Raw genomic sequence first — 17,972 nt, forward strand, 5'->3', positions numbered from 1 at the left:
GGGGGGGGGGGGTGGCTTACTAAAATCTTTCTCTGGCGCACCCCCCCCCCCCCCCCCCCCGCGGGGGGGGGGCCCCCCCCCCGGCCCCCCCCCCCCCGTCCGTCGTTCCTGTGGTGCTCCGCACACTGTCCCGCCGCAGGTCAAAGGTGAGTTGACGGGTGTTCGCGCAGCGTGGTGGACTTCCGGGGCCATGACGGCGGCAACAGAGGAAGCCCGGTGCGAATCCGGCGCGGTCCCGCCACTGTGACCGGGGAGTCGATCCCCGGGAGCCAGGAACTCTCTCCGCCGGTCACGTCGAGCCAGGGCGCGGACCCTGAGTGAGGACACAGCGCCATGCCCGGCCGCAGTGCAGCCACAGGTGTATTCGCGTACGGCGCCGCCGCCGGCCTGGCCGCGGACCTGATCGTCGGCGACCCCCGCCGCGGCCATCCGGTCGCCGCGTTCGGGCGCGCCGCCGGCTCCGTCGAGAAGCTGCTCCACCACGACCACCGCGGGTGGGGTGCGCTGCACACCGCCGTCTGCGCCGGTGGCGCCACGGCGATCGCGGCACTGGCCGCCCGTACCGTACGCGACCGCCCCGGGGCCGCCGTCGCGCTGACCGCCGCCTCCGTGTGGGCCGTCGTCGGCGGCACGACCCTGGGCCGCGAGGCCCGCGCGATCGGCGGGGCACTGGCCGCCGGGGACCTGGAGGTCGCCCGCGAGCGGATGCCCCACCTGGTGGGACGCGATCCGCAGGCCCTGGACGGCCCCGCGATGGCCCGCGCGGTGGTGGAGTCCGTCGCCGAGAACACCTCCGACGCCGTCGTGGGCGCCCTGTTCTGGGGCGCGGTCGCCGGGGTTCCGGGACTCGTCGGCTTCCGTGCCGTGAACACGCTGGACGCGATGGTCGGCCACAGGTCCCCGGCGTACCGGCGCTTCGGCTGGGCCTCGGCGCGACTCGACGACGTGGCCGGCTGGCCGGGCGCCAGGCTGACCGCCGCTCTCGCGACGGTCGCCGGCGGCGACCCGAAGGGGGCCGTGCGGGCATGGCGGCGGGACGCGGCCGGGCACCCGAGCCCCAACGCCGGTCCCGTGGAGGCGTCCTTCGCGGGGGCGCTCGGCGTACGGCTCGGCGGGACGCTGTCGTACGGCGGACGGGTCGAGCACCGGCCGGTGCTGAACGAGGAGGGCCGGGCCGTGGAGGTCGGGGACATCGAACGGGCGGTGCGGCTCTCGCGCCGGGTCACCGCGCTGACGCTGGCGGTGTGCGTGGGCGGACGGATCGTGGCGGGCGCGATGAAGCGGAGGAAGGCATGAGAGGCGGGGGGCTGCTGGTCGCGGGGACCACGTCCGACGCGGGCAAGAGCGTCGTCACGGCGGGCATCTGCCGCTGGCTGGTCCGGCAGGGCGTGAAGGTCGCCCCGTTCAAGGGGCAGAACATGTCCCTGAACTCCTTCGTGACCCGCGGGGGCGCGGAGATCGGCCGGGCACAGGCCATGCAGGCGCAGGCGGCCCGCGTCGAGCCGACCGCGCTGATGAACCCCGTGCTGCTGAAGCCGGGCAGCGACCGCTCCAGCCAGGTCGTCCTGATGGGCAAGCCGGTGGGCGAGCTGAGCGCGCGCGGGTTCTTCGGGTCCGGGGAGCCGTCCGCCGGGAAGGGTCTCCACGGGGGCCGGCGGACGGAGCTCTTCGAGCCCGTGATGGCGTGCCTGGAGGAGCTGCGGGGCACGTATGACGCCGTGATCTGCGAGGGGGCGGGCAGTCCGGCCGAGATCAACCTGAGGCGTACGGACATCGTCAACATGGGCGTCGCACGGGCGGCGCGGCTGCCGGTGCTGGTCGTCGGCGACATCGACAGGGGTGGGGTGTTCGCCCAGTTCTTCGGCACGACGGCGCTGCTCACGCCGGAGGACCAGAAGCTGATCGCGGGCTATCTCGTGAACAAGTTCCGAGGCGACGTGAGCCTGCTGGAGCCGGGCCTCGACATGCTGCTCGGACTGACCGGGCGCCGGACGTACGGGGTGCTGCCCTACGCGCACGGGCTCGGCATCGACGAGGAGGACGGCCTGCGGGTCTCGCTGCGGGGCGCGGTCCGCGAGTCGGTCGTCGCGCCCCCGGTCGGCGAGGACGTGCTGCGGGTCGCCGTCTGCGCCGTGCCGCTGATGTCCAACTTCACCGACGTGGACGCGCTGGCGGCCGAGCCGGGCGTGGTGGTGCGGTTCGTGGACCGGGCCGAGGAGCTCGTCGACGCGGACCTGGTGGTCGTGCCGGGCACCCGCGGGACGGTCAAGGCGCTGGCGTGGCTGCGGGAGCGCGGTCTCGCCGACGCGATCGCCCGGCGCGCGGCGGAGGGCAGGCCGGTGCTCGGCATCTGCGGCGGCTTCCAGGCGCTCGGGGAGCTGATCGAGGACGAGGTCGAGTCGAAGGCCGGCACCGTCGACGGGCTCGGACTGCTGCCCGTACGGGTCCGGTTCGCGGCCGAGAAGACCCTGGCCCGGCCCGTCGGCGAGGCGCTCGGCCAGCCCGTGGAGGGATACGAGATCCACCACGGCGTCGCGGACGTGCGAGGTGGCGAACCCTTCCTCGACGGCTGCCGGGTCGGCGCCGTCTGGGGCACGCACTGGCACGGCTCCCTGGAGAGCGACGGCTTCCGCCGGGCGTTCCTGCGGGAGGTCGCGGCGGCGGCCGGACGGCGCTTCGTCCCGGCCCCCGACACCTCCTTCGGGGCGCTCCGCGAGGAGCAGCTGGACCGTCTCGGCGACCTGATCGAGGAACACGCGGACACGGACGCGCTGCTGCGTCTGATCGAGAACGGCTCGCCGAACGGGCTGCCGTTCATCCCGCCGGGCGCGCCGTGAGGGCGGGCCCGGAGTTGAGCGAACGTCAGCGACCCGACCTTGAAGGAGTGACCACCCGATGAGCACCCGGTATCCGTTCACCGCCGTCGTCGGCATGGACGACCTGCGGCTCGCGCTGCTGCTGAACGCGGTGAGCCCGGCGGTGGGCGGTGTCCTCGTACGCGGCGAGAAGGGCACCGCCAAGTCGACCGCCGTGCGCGCGCTCGCGGACCTCCTGCCGCCGGTGGCGGTGGTCGCCGGGTGCCGGTTCAGCTGCGACCCGGGCGCGCCCGATCCGCGGTGCCCGGACGGCCCGCACGCCGAGACGCCCGGGGCGGCCCGCCCCGCCCGGATGGTCGAGCTGCCCGTCGGCGCGTCCGAGGACCGGCTCGTGGGCGCGCTGGACATCGAGCGGGCGCTCGCCGAGGGCGTGAAGGCGTTCGAGCCGGGGCTGCTCGCGGACGCGCACCGCGGGATCCTCTACGTCGACGAGGTCAACCTCCTCCACGACCATCTGATCGACCTGCTCCTCGACGCCGCCGCCATGGGCTCCTCGTACGTCGAGCGCGAAGGCGTCTCCGTACGGCACGCGGCACGCTTCCTGCTCGTCGGCACGATGAACCCCGAGGAGGGCGAGTTGCGGCCGCAGTTGCTGGACCGCTTCGGACTCACCGTCGAGGTCGCCGCCTCCCGCGAGCCCGAGCAGCGGGTCGAGGTGGTGCGCCGCCGGCTCGCCTTCGACGACGACCCGGCCGCCTTCGCCGCCCGCTGGGCCGAGGAGGAGAACGCGCTGCGGGACCGGGTCGTCGCCGCGCGCGACCTGCTGCCGAGCGTCTCGCTCGGCGACGCCGTCCTGCTCCAGATCGCCGCGACCTGCGCCGCGTTCGAGGTGGACGGGATGCGCGCCGACATCGTGATGGCCCGGACGGCGACCGCGCTCGCCGCGTGGGCGGGGCGGACGGAGGTGACCTCCGAGGACGTACGGCAGGCCGCGCTGCTCGCCCTCCCCCACCGCAGGCGGCGGAACCCCTTCGACGCGCCGGGGCTCGACGAGGACAAGCTCGACGAGACGCTGGAGCGGTTCACGGACGAGGACGGGGACGACGATCCCGACCCGGGACCCGACGGCGGACCGGGCGGTGGCCCCGGTGGCGGGGTGCCTCCGCAGGGCGAGGGGCCGGACGACGGCACCTCGCGGGACGCCGGTGCCGAGGAGGCTCCGGCGCCCGCTCCGGGCGCGGGCGGCGGCGCCGGTGAGCGGGCCGCCGTCAAGGCCGCCGAGCCCTTCCGTACGAAGGTGCTCAGCGTGCCGGGACTGGGCGAGGGGGCGGCCGGACGCCGTTCCAGGGCCCGCACCGAGCACGGCAGGACCACCGGCTCCGTACGGCCCCGGTCCACGCTGACCAAGCTCCATCTGACCGCGACCGTGCATGCCGCCGCCCCGCACCAGAAGGCGCGCGGGCGGACCGGGCCCGGGCTCGTGGTCCGCCGGGACGACCTGCGGCAGGCGACCCGCGAGGGGCGCGAGGGCAATCTCGTGCTCTTCGCCGTGGACGCCTCCGGCTCGATGGCGGCCCGGCAGCGGATGAGCGCCGTGAAGGGCGCGGTCCTCTCGCTGCTGCTCGACGCCTACCAGCGGCGCGACAAGGTCGGCCTCGTCACCTTCCGGGGGCGGGACGCCGAGGTGGCACTGCCGCCGACCTCGTCCGTGGACGCGGCCGCCGCGCGGCTCGAACAGCTCCCGACGGGCGGCCGCACACCGCTGTCCGCGGGGCTTCTCAAGGCCCATGACGTCCTGCGCGTGGAGCGGCTGCGTGATCCCTCGCGCCGTCCGCTGCTCGTCGTCGTGACCGACGGCCGGGCGACCGGTGGCGGCGCGGACCCGGTGGCGCTCGCCGCCCGGGCGGCGCGGCTGCATGCCTCCGAGGGCACGGCGGCCGTCGTCGTGGACTGCGAGACCGGGCCCGTGCGGCTGGGGCTCGCCGGGCAACTCGCCCGCGAACTGGGCGGCACGGCCGTCACCTTGGACGAGCTGCGCGCCGACTCGATCGCCGGGCTCGTCAGGGACGTACAGGCAGGACAGACAACCAGGAGGGCCGCGTAATGCCGCAGGGACAGCCGACCGTCGTTCCGGACGACGGTCTCACCACCCGTCAGCGCCGCAATCGTGCGCTGGTCATGGTGCACACCGGGGTCGGCAAGGGGAAGTCGACGGCGGCCTTCGGCATGGCCCTGCGCGCCTGGAACCAGGGCTGGCCGATCGGGGTCTTCCAGTTCGTCAAGTCCGCCAAGTGGAAGGTCGGCGAGGAGAACGCCCTCAAGGCGCTCGGCGAGACCGGCAAGGGCGGCAGCGTCACCTGGAACAAGATGGGCGAGGGCTGGTCCTGGATCCAGCGCGAGGTCGCCGAGGGCGAGCAGTCCCACGAGGACAAGGCGCGCGAGGGCTGGGAGCAGGTCAAGCGCGACCTCGCCGAGGAGAAGTACAAGTTCTACGTCCTCGACGAGTTCGCCTATCTGCTGCACTGGGGCTGGATCGACACCCGAGAGGTCGTCGAGGTGCTGCGCGACCGTCCCGGTCAGCAGCACGTCGTGATCACCGGCCGCAACGCCCCGCAGGAGCTCGTGGACTTCGCGGACCTGGTCACGGACATGTCGAAGGTGAAGCACCCGATGGACGCGGGTCAGAAGGGCCAGCGGGGCATCGAGTGGTAGCACGTCTCGTCATCGCCGCGCCGTCCTCCGGCGCGGGCAAGACCACGGTCGCGACCGGCCTGATGGCCGCGTTCGCCGGCCGTGGTCTCGCGGTCTCCCCGCACAAGGTCGGCCCCGACTACATCGACCCGGGCTACCACGCCCTGGCGACCGGACGGCCGGGCCGCAACCTCGACGCGTACATGTGCGGCACGGGGCTGATCGCGCCGCTCTTCGAGCACGGGGCGCGCGGCTGCGACCTGGCGGTCGTCGAGGGCGTCATGGGGCTGTACGACGGCGCCGCCGACCAGGGCGAGCTGGCGTCCACCGCCCAGGTGGCCAAGCTGCTCAGGGCGCCGGTGGTGCTGGTCGTGGACGCCTCGTCGCAGTCGCGGTCGGTGGCGGCGCTGGTGCACGGGTTCGCCTCGTGGGATCCGGAGGTGCGGATCGGCGGGGTGATCCTGAACAAGGTCGCGACCGACCGGCACGAGCATCTGCTGCGGGAGGCGCTCGGGGAGTCGGGGGTGCCGGTCCTCGGTGTCCTGCGGCGGGCGCCGGCGGTGGCCACGCCGTCGCGGCACCTCGGTCTCGTGCCCGTGGCCGAGCGGCAGGCTCAGGCCGTCGAGGCGGTGGCCGCGCAGGCGGAGCAAGTGCTCGCGGGCTGCGACATGGACGCGCTGCTGGCCCTGGCGCGCTCGGCGCCTCCGATGCCGGGAGACCTCTGGGACCCCGCGGGCGCCGTTCTGGTGCGGTCCGACGGTGGTGTGCCCACCCTCCCCCGGACGTCGTCCGGGGGTACCTCCACCGCCCTGCGGGACGATCGCCCACGCCCTGTCGTGGCGGTCGCGGGAGGAGCGGCGTTCACGTTCTCCTACGCCGAGCACACGGAACTGCTGAAGGCCGCGGGCGCGGACGTCGTCACCTTCGATCCGCTGCGGGACGAGGCCCTGCCCGAGGGGACCGGCGGGCTCGTCATAGGCGGCGGCTTCCCCGAGATGTACGGGTCCGAGCTGTCCGCCAACGAGCCGCTGCGGAAGGCCGTCGCCGCGTTCGCCGCGTCCGGCGCGCCGATCGCCGCCGAGTGTGCCGGGCTGCTGTACCTGGCGCGGTCGCTCGACGGGACGCCGATGTGCGGGGTGCTCGACGCGGACGCCCGGATGTCGGACCGGCTGACGCTCGGGTACCGGGACGCCGTGGCGGTGAGCGACAGTTCGCTCGCCGCGGCCGGGACGCGGATGCGGGGCCATGAGTTCCACCGGACCGTGATCGAGCCGGGCGCGGGGGCGGACGCGGCCTGGGGGCTGCGGCAGCCGACGCGGAGGGTGGAGGGGTTCGTGCGGCAGGGTGTCCACGCGAGCTATGTGCACACCCATTGGGCGGGCACCCCGCAGGCCGCCGTGCGCTTCGTGGAGCACTGCGCGAAGGGCTCCGCCGCGTGAGATCAGCCGCCGGAGGCGCCCACCACGAGCCAGATGAAGCCCACGCCCGTCACCGTGCAGAACAGGGTGGAGCGGGCCGGGTGTTCGTGGTGTGCCTCGGGGAGGATCTCGGCGGCGGCGAGGTAGAGCAGGGCGCCGCCGAAGAATCCGAGATATCCGCCGAGCAGTCCCTCCGGAAGGGTGAACAGCAGGGTGGACGCGGCGCCGACGACCGGTGCGAGCGCGTCCAGGACCAGCATCGTGACGGCTCTGCGCCGGGCGTTCCCGTACAGGCTGGTGATCGTGTACGTGTTGAACCCGTCGGCGAAGTCGTGGGCGATGACGGCGAGCGCGACGGTGGCGCCCATGCCCCCGCCGACCTGGAAGGCGGCGCCGAGCGCGATGCCGTCCATCAGGCTGTGGGCGACCATCGCGGCGGCGGCGGTGAGTCCGACCTGCGGCACCCTCTCGTCGGCGGCGACACCGTGCGCGGCCCGACGGACCGCGAGGAGGCGTTCCACCACGTGGGCGAGGAGGAAGCCGGCCACGAAGAGGAGCAGGGCCTGCGGCACTCCGAAGACCTTCTCCCCCGATGCCTCCATGGCCTCCGGCAGGAGGTCGAGGCCGACGACGCCCAGCATCAGGCCGCCGGCGAGCCCGAGGACGAGGTGGCGCCGGTCGGTGACGCGCTGCGCCGTCCAGCCTCCGAAGAGCGTCATGAGGAACGCGCCGAGCGCGACGAAAACGGCCATGGGCCCTTGCTATCGGATCGCGCGCGTTCCGCGCACATCACCGGGGCCGATGTGGGGAGGCTGGTCGCGTGATCACGGTGATCGGAAGCAGTGCGGGAGCCGACGCGGGCTCGTGGGCGGGCGAGGCGGCCCTGGTGGTGGACGTGCGGGGCGACGAGTTGACGGACACGGAACTCGACCTGGTCGAGAAGCACGTGTCCGGAGGTGGGACGCGGGTGGTCGTGCGAGCGCTGGGTGACCCCGGATTCTTCGGGGTCGTCCGCACCTTGGAGGAGCGCTTCGGGGCCGCGGAGCTCGACGTGCGGCCCGGGCCGACGATGGTGGGGCTGGCGTTCGCCCGCCTCGGCCTGCCCTGGGACGACGCCTTCGTGGTGGACGGCGGGGAGGAGTGCGGCCACGCGCTGAACCGGGCCGTGAACGTGTGCCGGGCGCATCCCAAGGTGGCCGTGCTGCCCGGGCCCGGGGTGGGTCCCGCGGAGCTGGGCGCCGAGCTGGTGCACCGGGTGGCGTCGCGGACGCTGGTGGTGTTCTCGGCGCTGGGCGATCCCTTCCGCGAGCGCTTCGAGCGGGTGGAGCCCGCTGAGGCGATGTGCCGGAGCTGGGAGGGGGTGAGCCTGGTCCTGTGTCTCGACGAGTCGCGGCCGGAGGGGCCGCCTCCGGCGGTGACGGGGCCGCTGGCGGGGCCCGGCCGCTGGGCGTTGCCGGACGGGGAGTTCGGGGCGGGCGACGCGCTCGGCGGGTCCGTGCTGCCGTACGAGGCGCGGGCGCTGGCTCTGGCGCGGCTGGGGCCGCGGGCCGGGGATCTGGTCTGGGACATCGGTACGGGCTGTGGCTCGGTCGCGGTCGAGTGCGCCCGGCTCGGCGCGGCGGTGGTCGCGGTGGAGCGGACGGCTTCCGGAGTCGAGCGGATCCGGGCGAATACCGCCGCGCACGGCGTGGAGGTGCGGACGGTGCACGGCGCGGCGCCGACGGTGCTGTCCCATCTGGCCGATCCGGACGGCGTGTTCATCGGTGGCGGGGGCAGCGAGCTGAAGTCGATCGTGCTGGCCTCGGCCCGGCGGGCGCGGCGGGCGGTGGTGGTGGCGGTGACGGCTCTGGAGCAGGTGGCGCCGGTCCGCTCGGCGCTGGCGTGCCGCGGTTTCGAGGCCGAGGGGGTGTTGCTGCAGTCCCAGCGGCTGCTCGCGCTGCCGGGAGGTTCCTCGACGATGGCGCCGGCGGCGCCGGTGTTCCTGGTGTGGGGTACGCGGTGAGCGGGGCTTCCGTGGGGGTCGGGGCCCGCTCGGGGGTGTCGGTGGACGAGGTTCTCGACCTGGTCTCGCAGGTGCTGCGGGAGGCGGTACTCGCGGACGCGGACGTGTCGGCGCTCGCGACGCTGGAGGCGCGGGCGGCGGAGCCGGGGATCGTGGGCGCGGCCGGGCGGCTCGGTGTGCCCCTGCGGGCCTACGGGGCGGAGGCGTTGGCCGCCGTGTCCGTGCCGCATCCCTCGCGGGCTCCGCTGGCGGCGGCCGGGACGGGGTCGGTGGCGGAGGCGGCGGCGCTGCTCTCGGCGGGTCCCGGTGCCGAACTTCTCGTACCGAAGCGGAAATCGCGACGCGTGACGTGCGCTATCGCCCGATCGCTCCCGGTTCGTCCGAACGAAGATGCCTCCGCCGCACGGTTGTTGCCCCAGAGACAGGGGTACATCGCTGGTCAGACGGAGCCCCGTACACCCCCCACTCACCACCCGACGGCGGCCATGGATTTCCACGCGCACACTGACGTCCACGATCTGCGCCACCACGGTGACGCGGAGGTACGGGACGAGAAGCTGATCGACCTCGCGGTCAACGTCCGCACGAACACGCCGCCGCAGTGGCTGCGCGAGCGGATCGCCGATTCCCTCACCGGTCTCGCGCACTACCCGGACGGGCGGGCGGCGCGGGCCGCCGTCGCCGAACGGCACGATCTGCCGGCCGGGCGGGTGCTGCTCACGGCCGGGGCGGCGGAGGCGTTCGTGCTGCTCGCGCGGGCGCTGCCGGTGCGGCGGCCGGTGGTGGTCCATCCGCAGTTCACGGAGCCGGAGGCGGCCCTGCGCGACGCCGGGCACGAGGTGGGCCGGGTGCTGCTCCGTGAGGAGGAGGGCTTCCGGCTCGACCCCTCGGCGGTTCCGGAGGACGCGGACCTGGTGGTGATCGGGAACCCGACGAACCCCACGTCGGTGCTGCATCCCGCGGAGACGATCGCCTCGCTGGCGCGTCCCGGCCGGACGCTGGTGGTGGACGAGGCGTTCATGGACGCGGTGCCGGGCGAGCGGGAGTCGCTCGCCGGGCGGACGGACGTGCCGGGGCTGGTGGTGCTGCGGAGTCTGACGAAGACCTGGGGTCTCGCCGGTCTGCGGATCGGCTACGTGCTCGCGGGGCCGGAGACGATCGAGACCCTCGCGGCGGCGCAGCCGCTGTGGCCGGTGTCCACTCCGGCGCTGGTGGCGGCGGAGAGCTGCATGTCGCGGGCGGCGCTCGCCGAGGCGGAGCTCGCGGCGCACCGGATCGCGGTGGAGCGCGCGCATCTGCTGGCGGGGCTGGCGGAGTTCGACGAGGTCAGAGCGGTCGCTGCGGCGGAGGGACCGTTCGTCCTGATCCGGGTCCATCGCGCGGACCAGGTCCGGGAGCGGTTGCGCGCCCTGGGATTCGCGGCCCGGCGCGGTGACACCTTCCCGGGCCTGGACCGGAACTGGCTCAGGCTCGCGGTCCGGGACCGGGCCACGACGAACCGGTTCCTTCAGGCCCTGGACCAGGCCCTGCTGATCACGGGCTGAGCGTGCGGGGAGGGCGGTGTCGTCGCCACCGCCCTCCGCGCGCTCGTTCCCCCTGAGGCCCCCCTCGGGTCGGTCAGCCGCGGGCGCGGCTCCGCGCCAGGACGAAGGCACCGGCGCCCAGGGCGAGCAGGACGACGGCTCCGCCGGCGAGGTACGGGGTCATGGAGCTGCCGCCGGTCGCGGCGAGGTTCTGGCCGGCCGGATCGGATCCGCCGTTCTGGGTCGTCACACCGCTGTCGTCGGTGGGATCGGCCGTGGGCTCCTTCGAGGGCTGCTCGCTCGGCCGCTCCGTGGGCTTCTCGGTCGGCTTCGCGCCCTTCGGCGTCTCACAGGTCGCCTCCGCGAGGGTCACCACGCCGTTGACCTCGGCGACGCCCAGCTTCAGCGGGTTCACCTGCACCTTCAGCTCAAGGGCGGTGGCGGCCGCGGTGCGCGAGGTGGTGGCGGTGCGGGACAGGTCGAGGGTCACGTCGCCGACGCCCGGTACGGAGACCTTGGTCTGTCCGGCCGTCGACAGGGTGGTCTTCTTGCCGAAGACGGTCACGTGTCCGAGCACGTTGGCCTCGGCGACGGGCTGCTTGCCCGTCTCGCAGACGGCGTCGGCCGTGACCTTCTGGACCTCGATCAGGGAGAGCGCCCGGATGCCGGGGACGTGGACCCGCGCCTTGACCAGGTTCACGTGCCCCTCGGCCCCGTCCTTGTCGACGGTGGCCTTCGAGGTGGCGACGTCCGCCCGCAGGATGCTGATCGGCTTGCCGCCCTCGGCGCCCTCCACCTTCACGGTCAGCGCGGTCTCGTCCTCGCTCTCGGGCGCCTTGACCTCGTTGAGCGAGGTCCGCAGCGGCACGTCCACCGTCTTGTTCAGCAGGGAGACGTCGAGACCGGCCCGCAGGACGACGGCGGTCGCGCGGCCTTCGCCGCCGGTCGCGTGCGCCGCGGGGGCGAGGAGGGCCACGGGCCCGACGGCCAGCGCGGCGACGGTCACGGCGGCCGCGGTACGGCGTACGGGCATGCGGAAGGTGTTGCTGTTCAAGATGGTGGAACCCCCACAGGAGACATGGCGCCGCCGGCCGCTCACCACGGGGACACGGGATCGACGCGGCGTCGGCGACTTGAGACACCGGAATCTTTACGCACGGAGAGTGAACCGACAGACACCTGACGTGAGTTCACTCCAAAGGGGGGTTTCCGCGTCCATATTCGATTCTTTCGACACACCCGTTCCCGCGCGCCCCGCGCGTCGCACGGTGCGCGGGCGCGCGCGGGAAGTGTTTCAACGAGATGCGCCGCCGTCGGGTAACGGATCGTCAACCCGACGCGTCACCGGGGGCCCGGCTCAGGTGGCGCGCCAGTAGCCGAGGGAGTGCACCCGCTCCTTGGGGAGCGCGAGCTCCTTGCGCACGTACGTGGCGAGGGTGCGGGTGGTCGCCGTGTCGCAGGCGATCCAGACGTACGGGTCGCTGCCGAGCAGCTCCGGCAGCTCGGCCCGCACGCGCTCGACGAGCGCCGTGCCGCCGCCCTGCCGCGGGACCCGGCGCACCTCGTGGCGGTCGGCGTCGAGGCGCAGCGGCAGCTCCTCGTCGGCGCCGTGGGAGGTCTCGAACCAGAGGGTGGCCGGAAGGTCGGGCGACGAGTCGAGGAGGGAGTTGATGGCGGGCAGCGAGGCCGGGTCGCCGATGACGAGCAGCCGCTCGGGGCGGGGCTCGGGGGCGGTGAATCCGGTGCCCTGCAGGGTCGCCTCGATGGTGTCGCCGGGGGCGCAGGTGCGGGCCCAGTCGCTGGCGACACCCTCATGGAGGGCGAACTCCAGACTGAAGGTCCCGGCGTCGACGTCCGGGTCGACCAGGGTGTAGGCGCGCTGGTGCGGCTTGCCCGCGCTCTCGAACCAGAGCCGCACCCACATCGTCGGGTGGACGCCGACGGCGGCGAGGAGCCCGCCGTCCGTCATGTGCACCCGGCGGTAGTGCTCGGTGACCTGCTCGGCCCCCGTCACCGTGAATGTGAAGTCCTTGCCCCGGAACAGTTTGAGAACGACACCTTCCCAGCCATGCCCCACCGCACTCTCCTCCCCTGCGAAGCTGTAGATTAATTTAGGTCAGCCTAACCTAAGAAGTGCGGATGGGATCGGGATCGGATTGAGCGTCGAGGTCTACCGGGACAACTGGGGCATTCCACACCTGCGTGGAGCCGATCCCGACGAACTGTCCTTCGCGCAGGGACGAGTGACCGCCCTGGACCGCGCCTGGCAGCTGGAGGTCGAGCGACACCGGGCCCAGGGCACCACGGCGTCGTTCCTCGGCGCGGGTGAGACCGCCTGGGACACCTTCGCGCGGCAGACCCGGCTCGCCGACACCGCGCGCCGCTGCTTCGACCGCCTGGACGCGGCGACGGCGCGGTGGGTACGGGCGTACGTCGACGGGGTCAACGCCGGCCTGCCGGAAGGCGCCCGCCGGGCACCCGAGTTCGCCCGCACGGGGCTCACGCCCGGGCACTGGGAACCGTGGACGCCGCTCGCGGTCTGGCTCTCCACCCACATCCTCTTCGCCGGGATGCCCACCAAACTGTGGCGGGAGGAGGTCGCGCGCCGGCTCGGCGAGGAGTGGACCGAGCTCTTCGCCACGGACGGGCCGGGGACGGCGGGCTCCAACGGCTGGGTGGTCTCCGGCGACCGCACGGCGAGCGGCGCGGCGATCGTGGCCGGGGATCCGCACCGCTTCATCGAGGCCCCCGGCGTCTACCAGCAGATCCGGCTGGCCTGCCCGGAGTTCGACGTGGTGGGCTTCGCCGTGCCGGGAGTGCCCGGTCTGCCCCACTTCGGGCACGCGGGGCGGGTGGCCTGGGCCATCACCAACGCCATGGCCGACTACCAGGACCTGTACCGGGAGCGGCTGCGACGGACCGCGGACGGCGGCGTGGAGGCCCTCGGCCCGGAGGGCTGGCGGCCCGCCGCGGCCCATGTCGAGACCGTGGAGGTCGCGGGGGCGGAGCCGGTCGAGATCGAGGTGATCGAGACGGCACGCGGCCCGGTGATCATCGGCGCGGACGGCGCGAGCGGCACGGATTCCGGTTCCGCTCCGGGCCCCGACGCGGGCACCTGGGACGCGATCAGTCTGCGCTACCCGCCGAGGGCCACCGGCGAGCTGGGCTTCCGCGTCCTGCCCGCGCTGCTCGCCGCCCGCACCGTCGCGGACGTGGACCGCGCGGTCGACGACTGGATCGAGCCGGTCAACGTCCTCCAGGCCGCGGACGTGGACGGCGGGCTGCTGCACCGGGTCGCCGGGTTCGTCCCCGTCCGCGACCGCGCCAACTCCCTTCGGACCGTGCCGGCCTGGGAGGCCGCCCACGCCTGGCAGGACGGCGCGCAGGCCCCGACGCCCCGTGCGGACGTCGAGGGCCACGCGGTCATGGCCAACGCGCGGGGGCTCGCCGCCCCGCTGGGCGCGGAGTTCGCCCCCCGGCACCGGGCGGAGCGGATCGCCGCGCTGCTCGACGGTTCGAAGAGCTGGACCCCCGAGGCCATGACCACCGTCCACACGGACACCGACAACCCCTCGGCGGCGCGCCTGCTGGAGGCGGTCCGGGCCGCGGGCGCCGCCGAAGCTCCCGCGCCGCTCTCCCCCGCCGCACTCGCGGTCCGCGCCCGGCTGCTCGGCTGGGACCGGCGGATGGAGGCGGACAGCGTCGACGCCGGGCTCTACGCCGCCGTGCGCGGGGCCGTCGTGCGACGGGTCGCGGCGCACCCGGCCTTCGTGGCGCTGCGGGAACCCGCCCCGCACCCGGCGGTGTTCCAGCCGTGGCTCGCGCTCGGGCCCCGCGTGGCCTTCGCGCTGGAGACGCTCCTCACCACCGGACCCGTACCGGCCGAGGACATCGCGGAGATCGTCCGGGAGGCCCTGGAGGAGATCGCCTCCGGCGAGGAGCCGCCCGCCTGGGGCGTGACGCACCGGCTCGCGCCCTGGCAGGCGCTGCCCGACCTCGACCCGGAGGCCACGGACGCGCAGTGGCCGGGTCTGGGCGGGGACCACGACTGCGTGCTGTCCACGTCCAGCGTTCCCGGGTTCACCGACCGCAGCGGCCGGGCCTCGGCCGCCCGCTACGTCTGGGACCTCGCCGACCGCGACAACAGCCTCTGGGCCGTGCCGTTCGGCGCCTCCGGCGTCGCCGGGGAGGCCCACCACCGAGACCAACTCCCCCTGTGGCTGCGGGGCGAACTCGCCCCCGTCACCACCGACTGGCACCACCTCACCAAGGAGCACCCCCGTGACGACCACTGAGTCGACGCAGTCCAGACAGCCGGCCCACCTCCAGATCGTCGAGGGCTTCGGCACCGTCCGGATCGACCCCGTCGACCCGGACGCCGACGCCGCTCTCATCCACCGTTGGGTCAACGAGGACCGCGCCCGGTTCTGGGGCATGGGCGGCACCACCGTCGAGCAGGTGCGCGACATCTACGCGCACCTGGACTCGCTCACCACCCACCACGGCTTCCTGGTCCGCCGCGACAGCGAGCCGGTGGCGCTCTTCCAGACCTACGAGCCCGAGGCCGACCGGGTCAGCGAGTGCTACGAGGTGCTGCCCGGCGATATCGGGGTGCACATCCTGATCGCCCCGGCCGCCACCCCCGAGCCCGGCTTCTCCGCCAAGCTGTTCGTCGCGCTGAACGACTTCGCCATGACCGGCCGCACGCGCGCCGTCGCCGAGCCGGACGCGGACAACGAGAAGGCGATCGCCCGGCTGGTGCGGGCCGGGTTCGAGCTGGGCCCCGAGGTCGTCCTGCCGGAGGTGGACCTGCCGGAGGTGTTCATCCCGGAGAAGAAGGCGCGGCTCGCCTTCCTGACCCGCTGACGGGGTACGGGCCCGGCGCCACCGGCACCGGGCCCGCTCGGCCCCCGGGGCACCCCCGCCTCAGCCGATCACACGGCCGTTCACGATGACCCGCCGCGGCGCCGCGAGCACACGGACGTCCGCCCGCGGATCCCCGTCGTAGACGACGAGGTCCGCCGGTGCGCCCTCCTCCAGGCCGGGGCGGCCCAGCCAGGAGCGGGCGCCCCAGGTGGTGGCCGAGAGGGCCTCGATCGGCGGGATGCCCGCCGTGACCAGCTCCGCGACCTCGGCGGCGACCAGGCCGTGCGCGAGGGAACCGCCCGCGTCCGTGCCGACGAAGACGGGGACGCCGGCGTCGTATGCCGAGCGGACCGTGTCGTACCGGCGCTCGTACAGCCGTCGCATATGCGCCGACCAGCGCGGGAACTTCTTCTCCCCGCCCTCGGCGAGCCTGGGGAAGGTGGCGATGTTGACGAGCGTCGGGACGATCGCGACGCCCCGCTCCGCGAAGAGCGGGATCGTCTCCTCGGTGAGTCCGGTGGCGTGCTCGATGCAGTCGATGCCCGCCTCCACCAGGTCGCGCAGCGAATCCTCCGCGAAGCAGTGCGCGGTGACCCGGGCCCCGAGCCGGTGGGCCTCGGCGATCGCCGCCTCGACCTCCGCGCGGGGCCAGCAGGCGCCCAGATCGCCCGCCTCCCGGTCGAGCCAGTCCCCGACGAGCTTGACCCAGCCGTCGCCCCGCCGCGCCTCCCGGCCGACGTACGCCACCAGGTCCTCGGGCTCGATCTCGTGGGCGTAGTTGCGGATGTAACGACGGGTGCGGGCGATGTGGCGGCCCGCGCGGATGATCTTCGGCAGGTCCTCGCGCTCGTCGATCCAGCGGGTGTCGGAGGGCGAGCCGGCGTCCCGGATCAGGAGCGTGCCCGCGTCGCGGTCGGTCAGCGCCTGCTTCTCGCTGGTGACGTCGTCGACCGGGCCGTGCTGATCCAGGCCGACGTGGCAGTGCGCGTCGACGAGCCCCGGCAGGGCCCAGCCCTCCACCGTCAGGGCGTCGCCGGACGGCCGGGTGTACGTGATCCGTCCGTCGACCGCCCAGAGCTCGTCCCGTACGTCCTCCGGGCCGACGAGCACCCGCCCCTTCACATGCAGCACCACGTGATCGCTCATGTCTGCACTCTACGAGGGGCGGGCGCCCCCTCGTAGAGCGGTCGTCCGTCGGTCGCCGCACCGAAGCGGCGACGGGGTCCGGGAGGGCCGCTCGGTACCCTGAACCGACGCTCCACCAGCACCGTACCGACCCGAAGAAGGCACCGCCGTGACCGTGACACATCCGCTCCTGGACCTGGCCCCGCTGACCGCCGCGCACTTCGCGTCCATCGAGCGACGGGTCGCCGCCCTCCTCTCGACCGAGCAGGACGTGGTGATCACCCAGGGCGAGGCGCTGCTGCCCCTGGAGGGGTGCATCCGCAGCGGGGCCCGGCCCGGCTCGACGGCGCTGAACATCGTCACGGGTCCGTACGGACAGACCTTCGGCGACTGGCTGCGGGACTGCGGCGCCACGGTCGTCGACCTGGAGGTGCCCTTCCACACGGCGGTGACCGCGGCGCAGGTGGAGCAGGCGCTGACGGACCACCCGGAGATCGACTTCGTGTCGCTGGTGCACGCGGAGGCGGCGACCGGCAACACCAACCCGGTCGCCGAGATCGGGGCGGTCGTGCGGGAGCACGGGGCGCTGTTCTACCTGGACGCCGTGGCGTCGATCGGGGCGGAGCCGGTGCTGCCGGACGCGTGGGGCGTCGACATGTGCATCATCGGGGCGCAGAAGGCGATGGGCGGACCTGCCGGGGTGTCGGCGGTCTCGGTGAGCGAGCGGGCGTGGGAGCGTTTCGCCGCCAACCCGCGGGCGCCGCGCCGTTCGTACCTCTCGCTCCTGGACTGGAAGGAACGCTGGATCGACGGCGGTCGCAAGGCGCTGCTGCATGCCCCCGCGCAGCTGGAGATGCTGGCCCTGGAGGCGTGCGTGGAGCGGATCGAGTCGGAGGGCCTGGACTCCCTGATGGCCCGTCACTCCGCCGCGGCCGCCGCGACCCGCGCGGGCGTCCTGGCCCTGGGCGGCGGCCTGGAGCCGTACGTCCGCGAGGCGAAGGACGCGGCCCCGGTCGCGACGACGCTGCGTTCCCCCGCGGGCGTCGACGCCTCGGAGCTGGTCGCGAAGGCGCTGGCGGCCGACCCGTCGCTGCCGCTGATCGCGGGCGGCGGGGCGCTGTCGAAGGAGATGATCCGGGTCAACCACTACGGCGCGGACGCGGCTCCGGGCGCGGTCCAGTCCTCGCTGGCGGCGCTGGGCGCGGCGCTCGGCGAGACGGGCCGCGCGGTGGACCTGGAGGCCGCCCGCCGAGCCGCCGCGGAGGCGTGGGGCGCCCGCTAGGCTTCCGGCGACACGCGGGAGACGGGCGGGACCTTCGGGCCCCGCCCTTTTCGCATGCCCGCGCCCCGCGCCGCCCGGTACGCCCGGCCTGCCCGTACGCCCGCCCCGCGCCGCCCGTACGCCCGCCCCGCGCCGCCCGACACGCCCGGCCCGCGCCGTTCGGCCGTGCCGACGCCGGGCCCGCGCGGTTCGACCGTCGGACCCGATTCCCGTGAATGCCACGAGTAATTTCGAAAGGAATTCCCCGGG

Annotated in this window: 14 protein-coding genes and 1 riboswitch; of the genes, 10 read left to right on the forward strand and 4 right to left on the reverse strand. The window is 74.3% G+C overall.

Annotation, left to right across the window (positions count from 1 at the left end; translation table 11 throughout):
* Positions 1-158 precede the first annotated feature (158 nt).
* Positions 159-302: riboswitch (cobalamin riboswitch) on the forward strand.
* A 31-nt stretch (positions 303-333) separates the two neighbouring features.
* The 5 genes from AB0D99_RS26075 to AB0D99_RS26095 are packed head-to-tail and all read left to right on the forward strand — an operon-like array spanning position 334 to position 6,946.
* On the forward strand, positions 334-1,296 hold the full coding sequence (locus tag AB0D99_RS26075; RefSeq protein WP_362366946.1) for a cobalamin biosynthesis protein: 963 nt from the start codon (positions 334-336) through the stop codon (positions 1,294-1,296).
* A complete protein-coding gene (locus tag AB0D99_RS26080; protein ID WP_362366949.1) occupies positions 1,293-2,837 on the forward strand; it encodes a cobyric acid synthase in 1,545 nt (514 codons plus the stop codon). The genes AB0D99_RS26075 and AB0D99_RS26080 overlap by 4 nt, the downstream gene beginning before the upstream one ends.
* Positions 2,838-2,895: 58 nt before the next feature.
* Positions 2,896-4,920, forward strand: a complete 2,025-nt coding sequence (locus AB0D99_RS26085; RefSeq protein ID WP_362366952.1) for a putative cobaltochelatase — start codon at positions 2,896-2,898, stop codon at positions 4,918-4,920.
* Entirely contained in the window at positions 4,920-5,528 is a 609-nt protein-coding gene (gene cobO, locus AB0D99_RS26090; RefSeq protein ID WP_362366955.1) for a cob(I)yrinic acid a,c-diamide adenosyltransferase, read from the forward strand. Before AB0D99_RS26085 ends, cobO begins: the two co-directional genes overlap by 1 nt.
* Complete coding sequence (locus AB0D99_RS26095) at positions 5,522-6,946, forward strand: cobyrinate a,c-diamide synthase (RefSeq protein ID WP_362366958.1); 1,425 nt, start codon at positions 5,522-5,524, stop codon at positions 6,944-6,946. The genes cobO and AB0D99_RS26095 overlap by 7 nt, the downstream gene beginning before the upstream one ends.
* Before the next feature lie 2 nt (positions 6,947-6,948).
* Here the strand turns inward: AB0D99_RS26095 and AB0D99_RS26100 are convergent, their stop codons facing one another.
* Positions 6,949-7,677 carry a ZIP family metal transporter gene (locus AB0D99_RS26100; protein WP_362366961.1) on the reverse strand — a complete coding sequence of 243 codons (729 nt, stop codon included), beginning with the start codon at positions 7,675-7,677 and terminating at the stop codon, positions 6,949-6,951.
* Positions 7,678-7,745: 68 nt separating this feature from the next.
* Here AB0D99_RS26100 and cbiT point away from each other — a divergent pair, with 68 nt between their 5' ends.
* Positions 7,746-8,927 (forward strand): precorrin-6Y C5,15-methyltransferase (decarboxylating) subunit CbiT, encoded by a 1,182-nt coding sequence (gene cbiT / locus AB0D99_RS26105; RefSeq protein ID WP_362366964.1) that lies wholly within the window; start codon positions 7,746-7,748, stop codon positions 8,925-8,927.
* Positions 8,924-10,471, forward strand: a complete 1,548-nt coding sequence (cobC, locus tag AB0D99_RS26110; protein WP_362366967.1) for an Rv2231c family pyridoxal phosphate-dependent protein CobC — start codon at positions 8,924-8,926, stop codon at positions 10,469-10,471. The genes cbiT and cobC overlap by 4 nt, the downstream gene beginning before the upstream one ends.
* Positions 10,472-10,544: 73 nt before the next feature.
* Here the strand turns inward: cobC and AB0D99_RS26115 are convergent, their stop codons facing one another.
* Both AB0D99_RS26115 and AB0D99_RS26120 read right to left on the reverse strand, forming a co-directional pair.
* Positions 10,545-11,504, reverse strand: coding sequence for an SCO1860 family LAETG-anchored protein (locus AB0D99_RS26115; RefSeq protein ID WP_362366970.1), 960 nt, complete (start codon positions 11,502-11,504; stop codon positions 10,545-10,547).
* A 303-nt stretch (positions 11,505-11,807) separates the two neighbouring features.
* The gene (locus tag AB0D99_RS26120) at positions 11,808-12,527 is read right to left on the reverse strand and encodes a siderophore-interacting protein (protein ID WP_362366974.1); all 720 of its coding nucleotides are present in this window, start codon (positions 12,525-12,527) and stop codon (positions 11,808-11,810) included.
* 79 nt (positions 12,528-12,606) lie between these two features.
* Between AB0D99_RS26120 and AB0D99_RS26125 the strand changes: the two genes are divergently transcribed.
* Both AB0D99_RS26125 and AB0D99_RS26130 read left to right on the forward strand, forming a co-directional pair.
* Positions 12,607-14,745, forward strand: coding sequence for a penicillin acylase family protein (locus tag AB0D99_RS26125; protein ID WP_362366977.1), 2,139 nt, complete (start codon positions 12,607-12,609; stop codon positions 14,743-14,745).
* A complete protein-coding gene (locus tag AB0D99_RS26130; RefSeq protein ID WP_362366980.1) occupies positions 14,732-15,316 on the forward strand; it encodes a GNAT family N-acetyltransferase in 585 nt (194 codons plus the stop codon). Before AB0D99_RS26125 ends, AB0D99_RS26130 begins: the two co-directional genes overlap by 14 nt.
* Positions 15,317-15,376: 60 nt before the next feature.
* Here the strand turns inward: AB0D99_RS26130 and AB0D99_RS26135 are convergent, their stop codons facing one another.
* Positions 15,377-16,462: an amidohydrolase family protein gene (locus tag AB0D99_RS26135; protein ID WP_362366983.1), complete on the reverse strand. Its 1,086-nt coding sequence runs from the start codon at positions 16,460-16,462 to the stop codon at positions 15,377-15,379.
* Between the two features lie 154 nt (positions 16,463-16,616).
* On the opposite strand from AB0D99_RS26135, the gene AB0D99_RS26140 reads away from it, so the two are divergent.
* A complete protein-coding gene (locus AB0D99_RS26140; RefSeq protein ID WP_362367165.1) occupies positions 16,617-17,723 on the forward strand; it encodes an aminotransferase class V-fold PLP-dependent enzyme in 1,107 nt (368 codons plus the stop codon).
* Positions 17,724-17,972: the final 249 nt, after the last annotated feature.

The sequence above is a fragment of the Streptomyces sp. NPDC047971 genome (genome assembly GCF_040653355.1).
Lineage (GTDB): Bacteria > Actinomycetota > Actinomycetes > Streptomycetales > Streptomycetaceae > Streptomyces.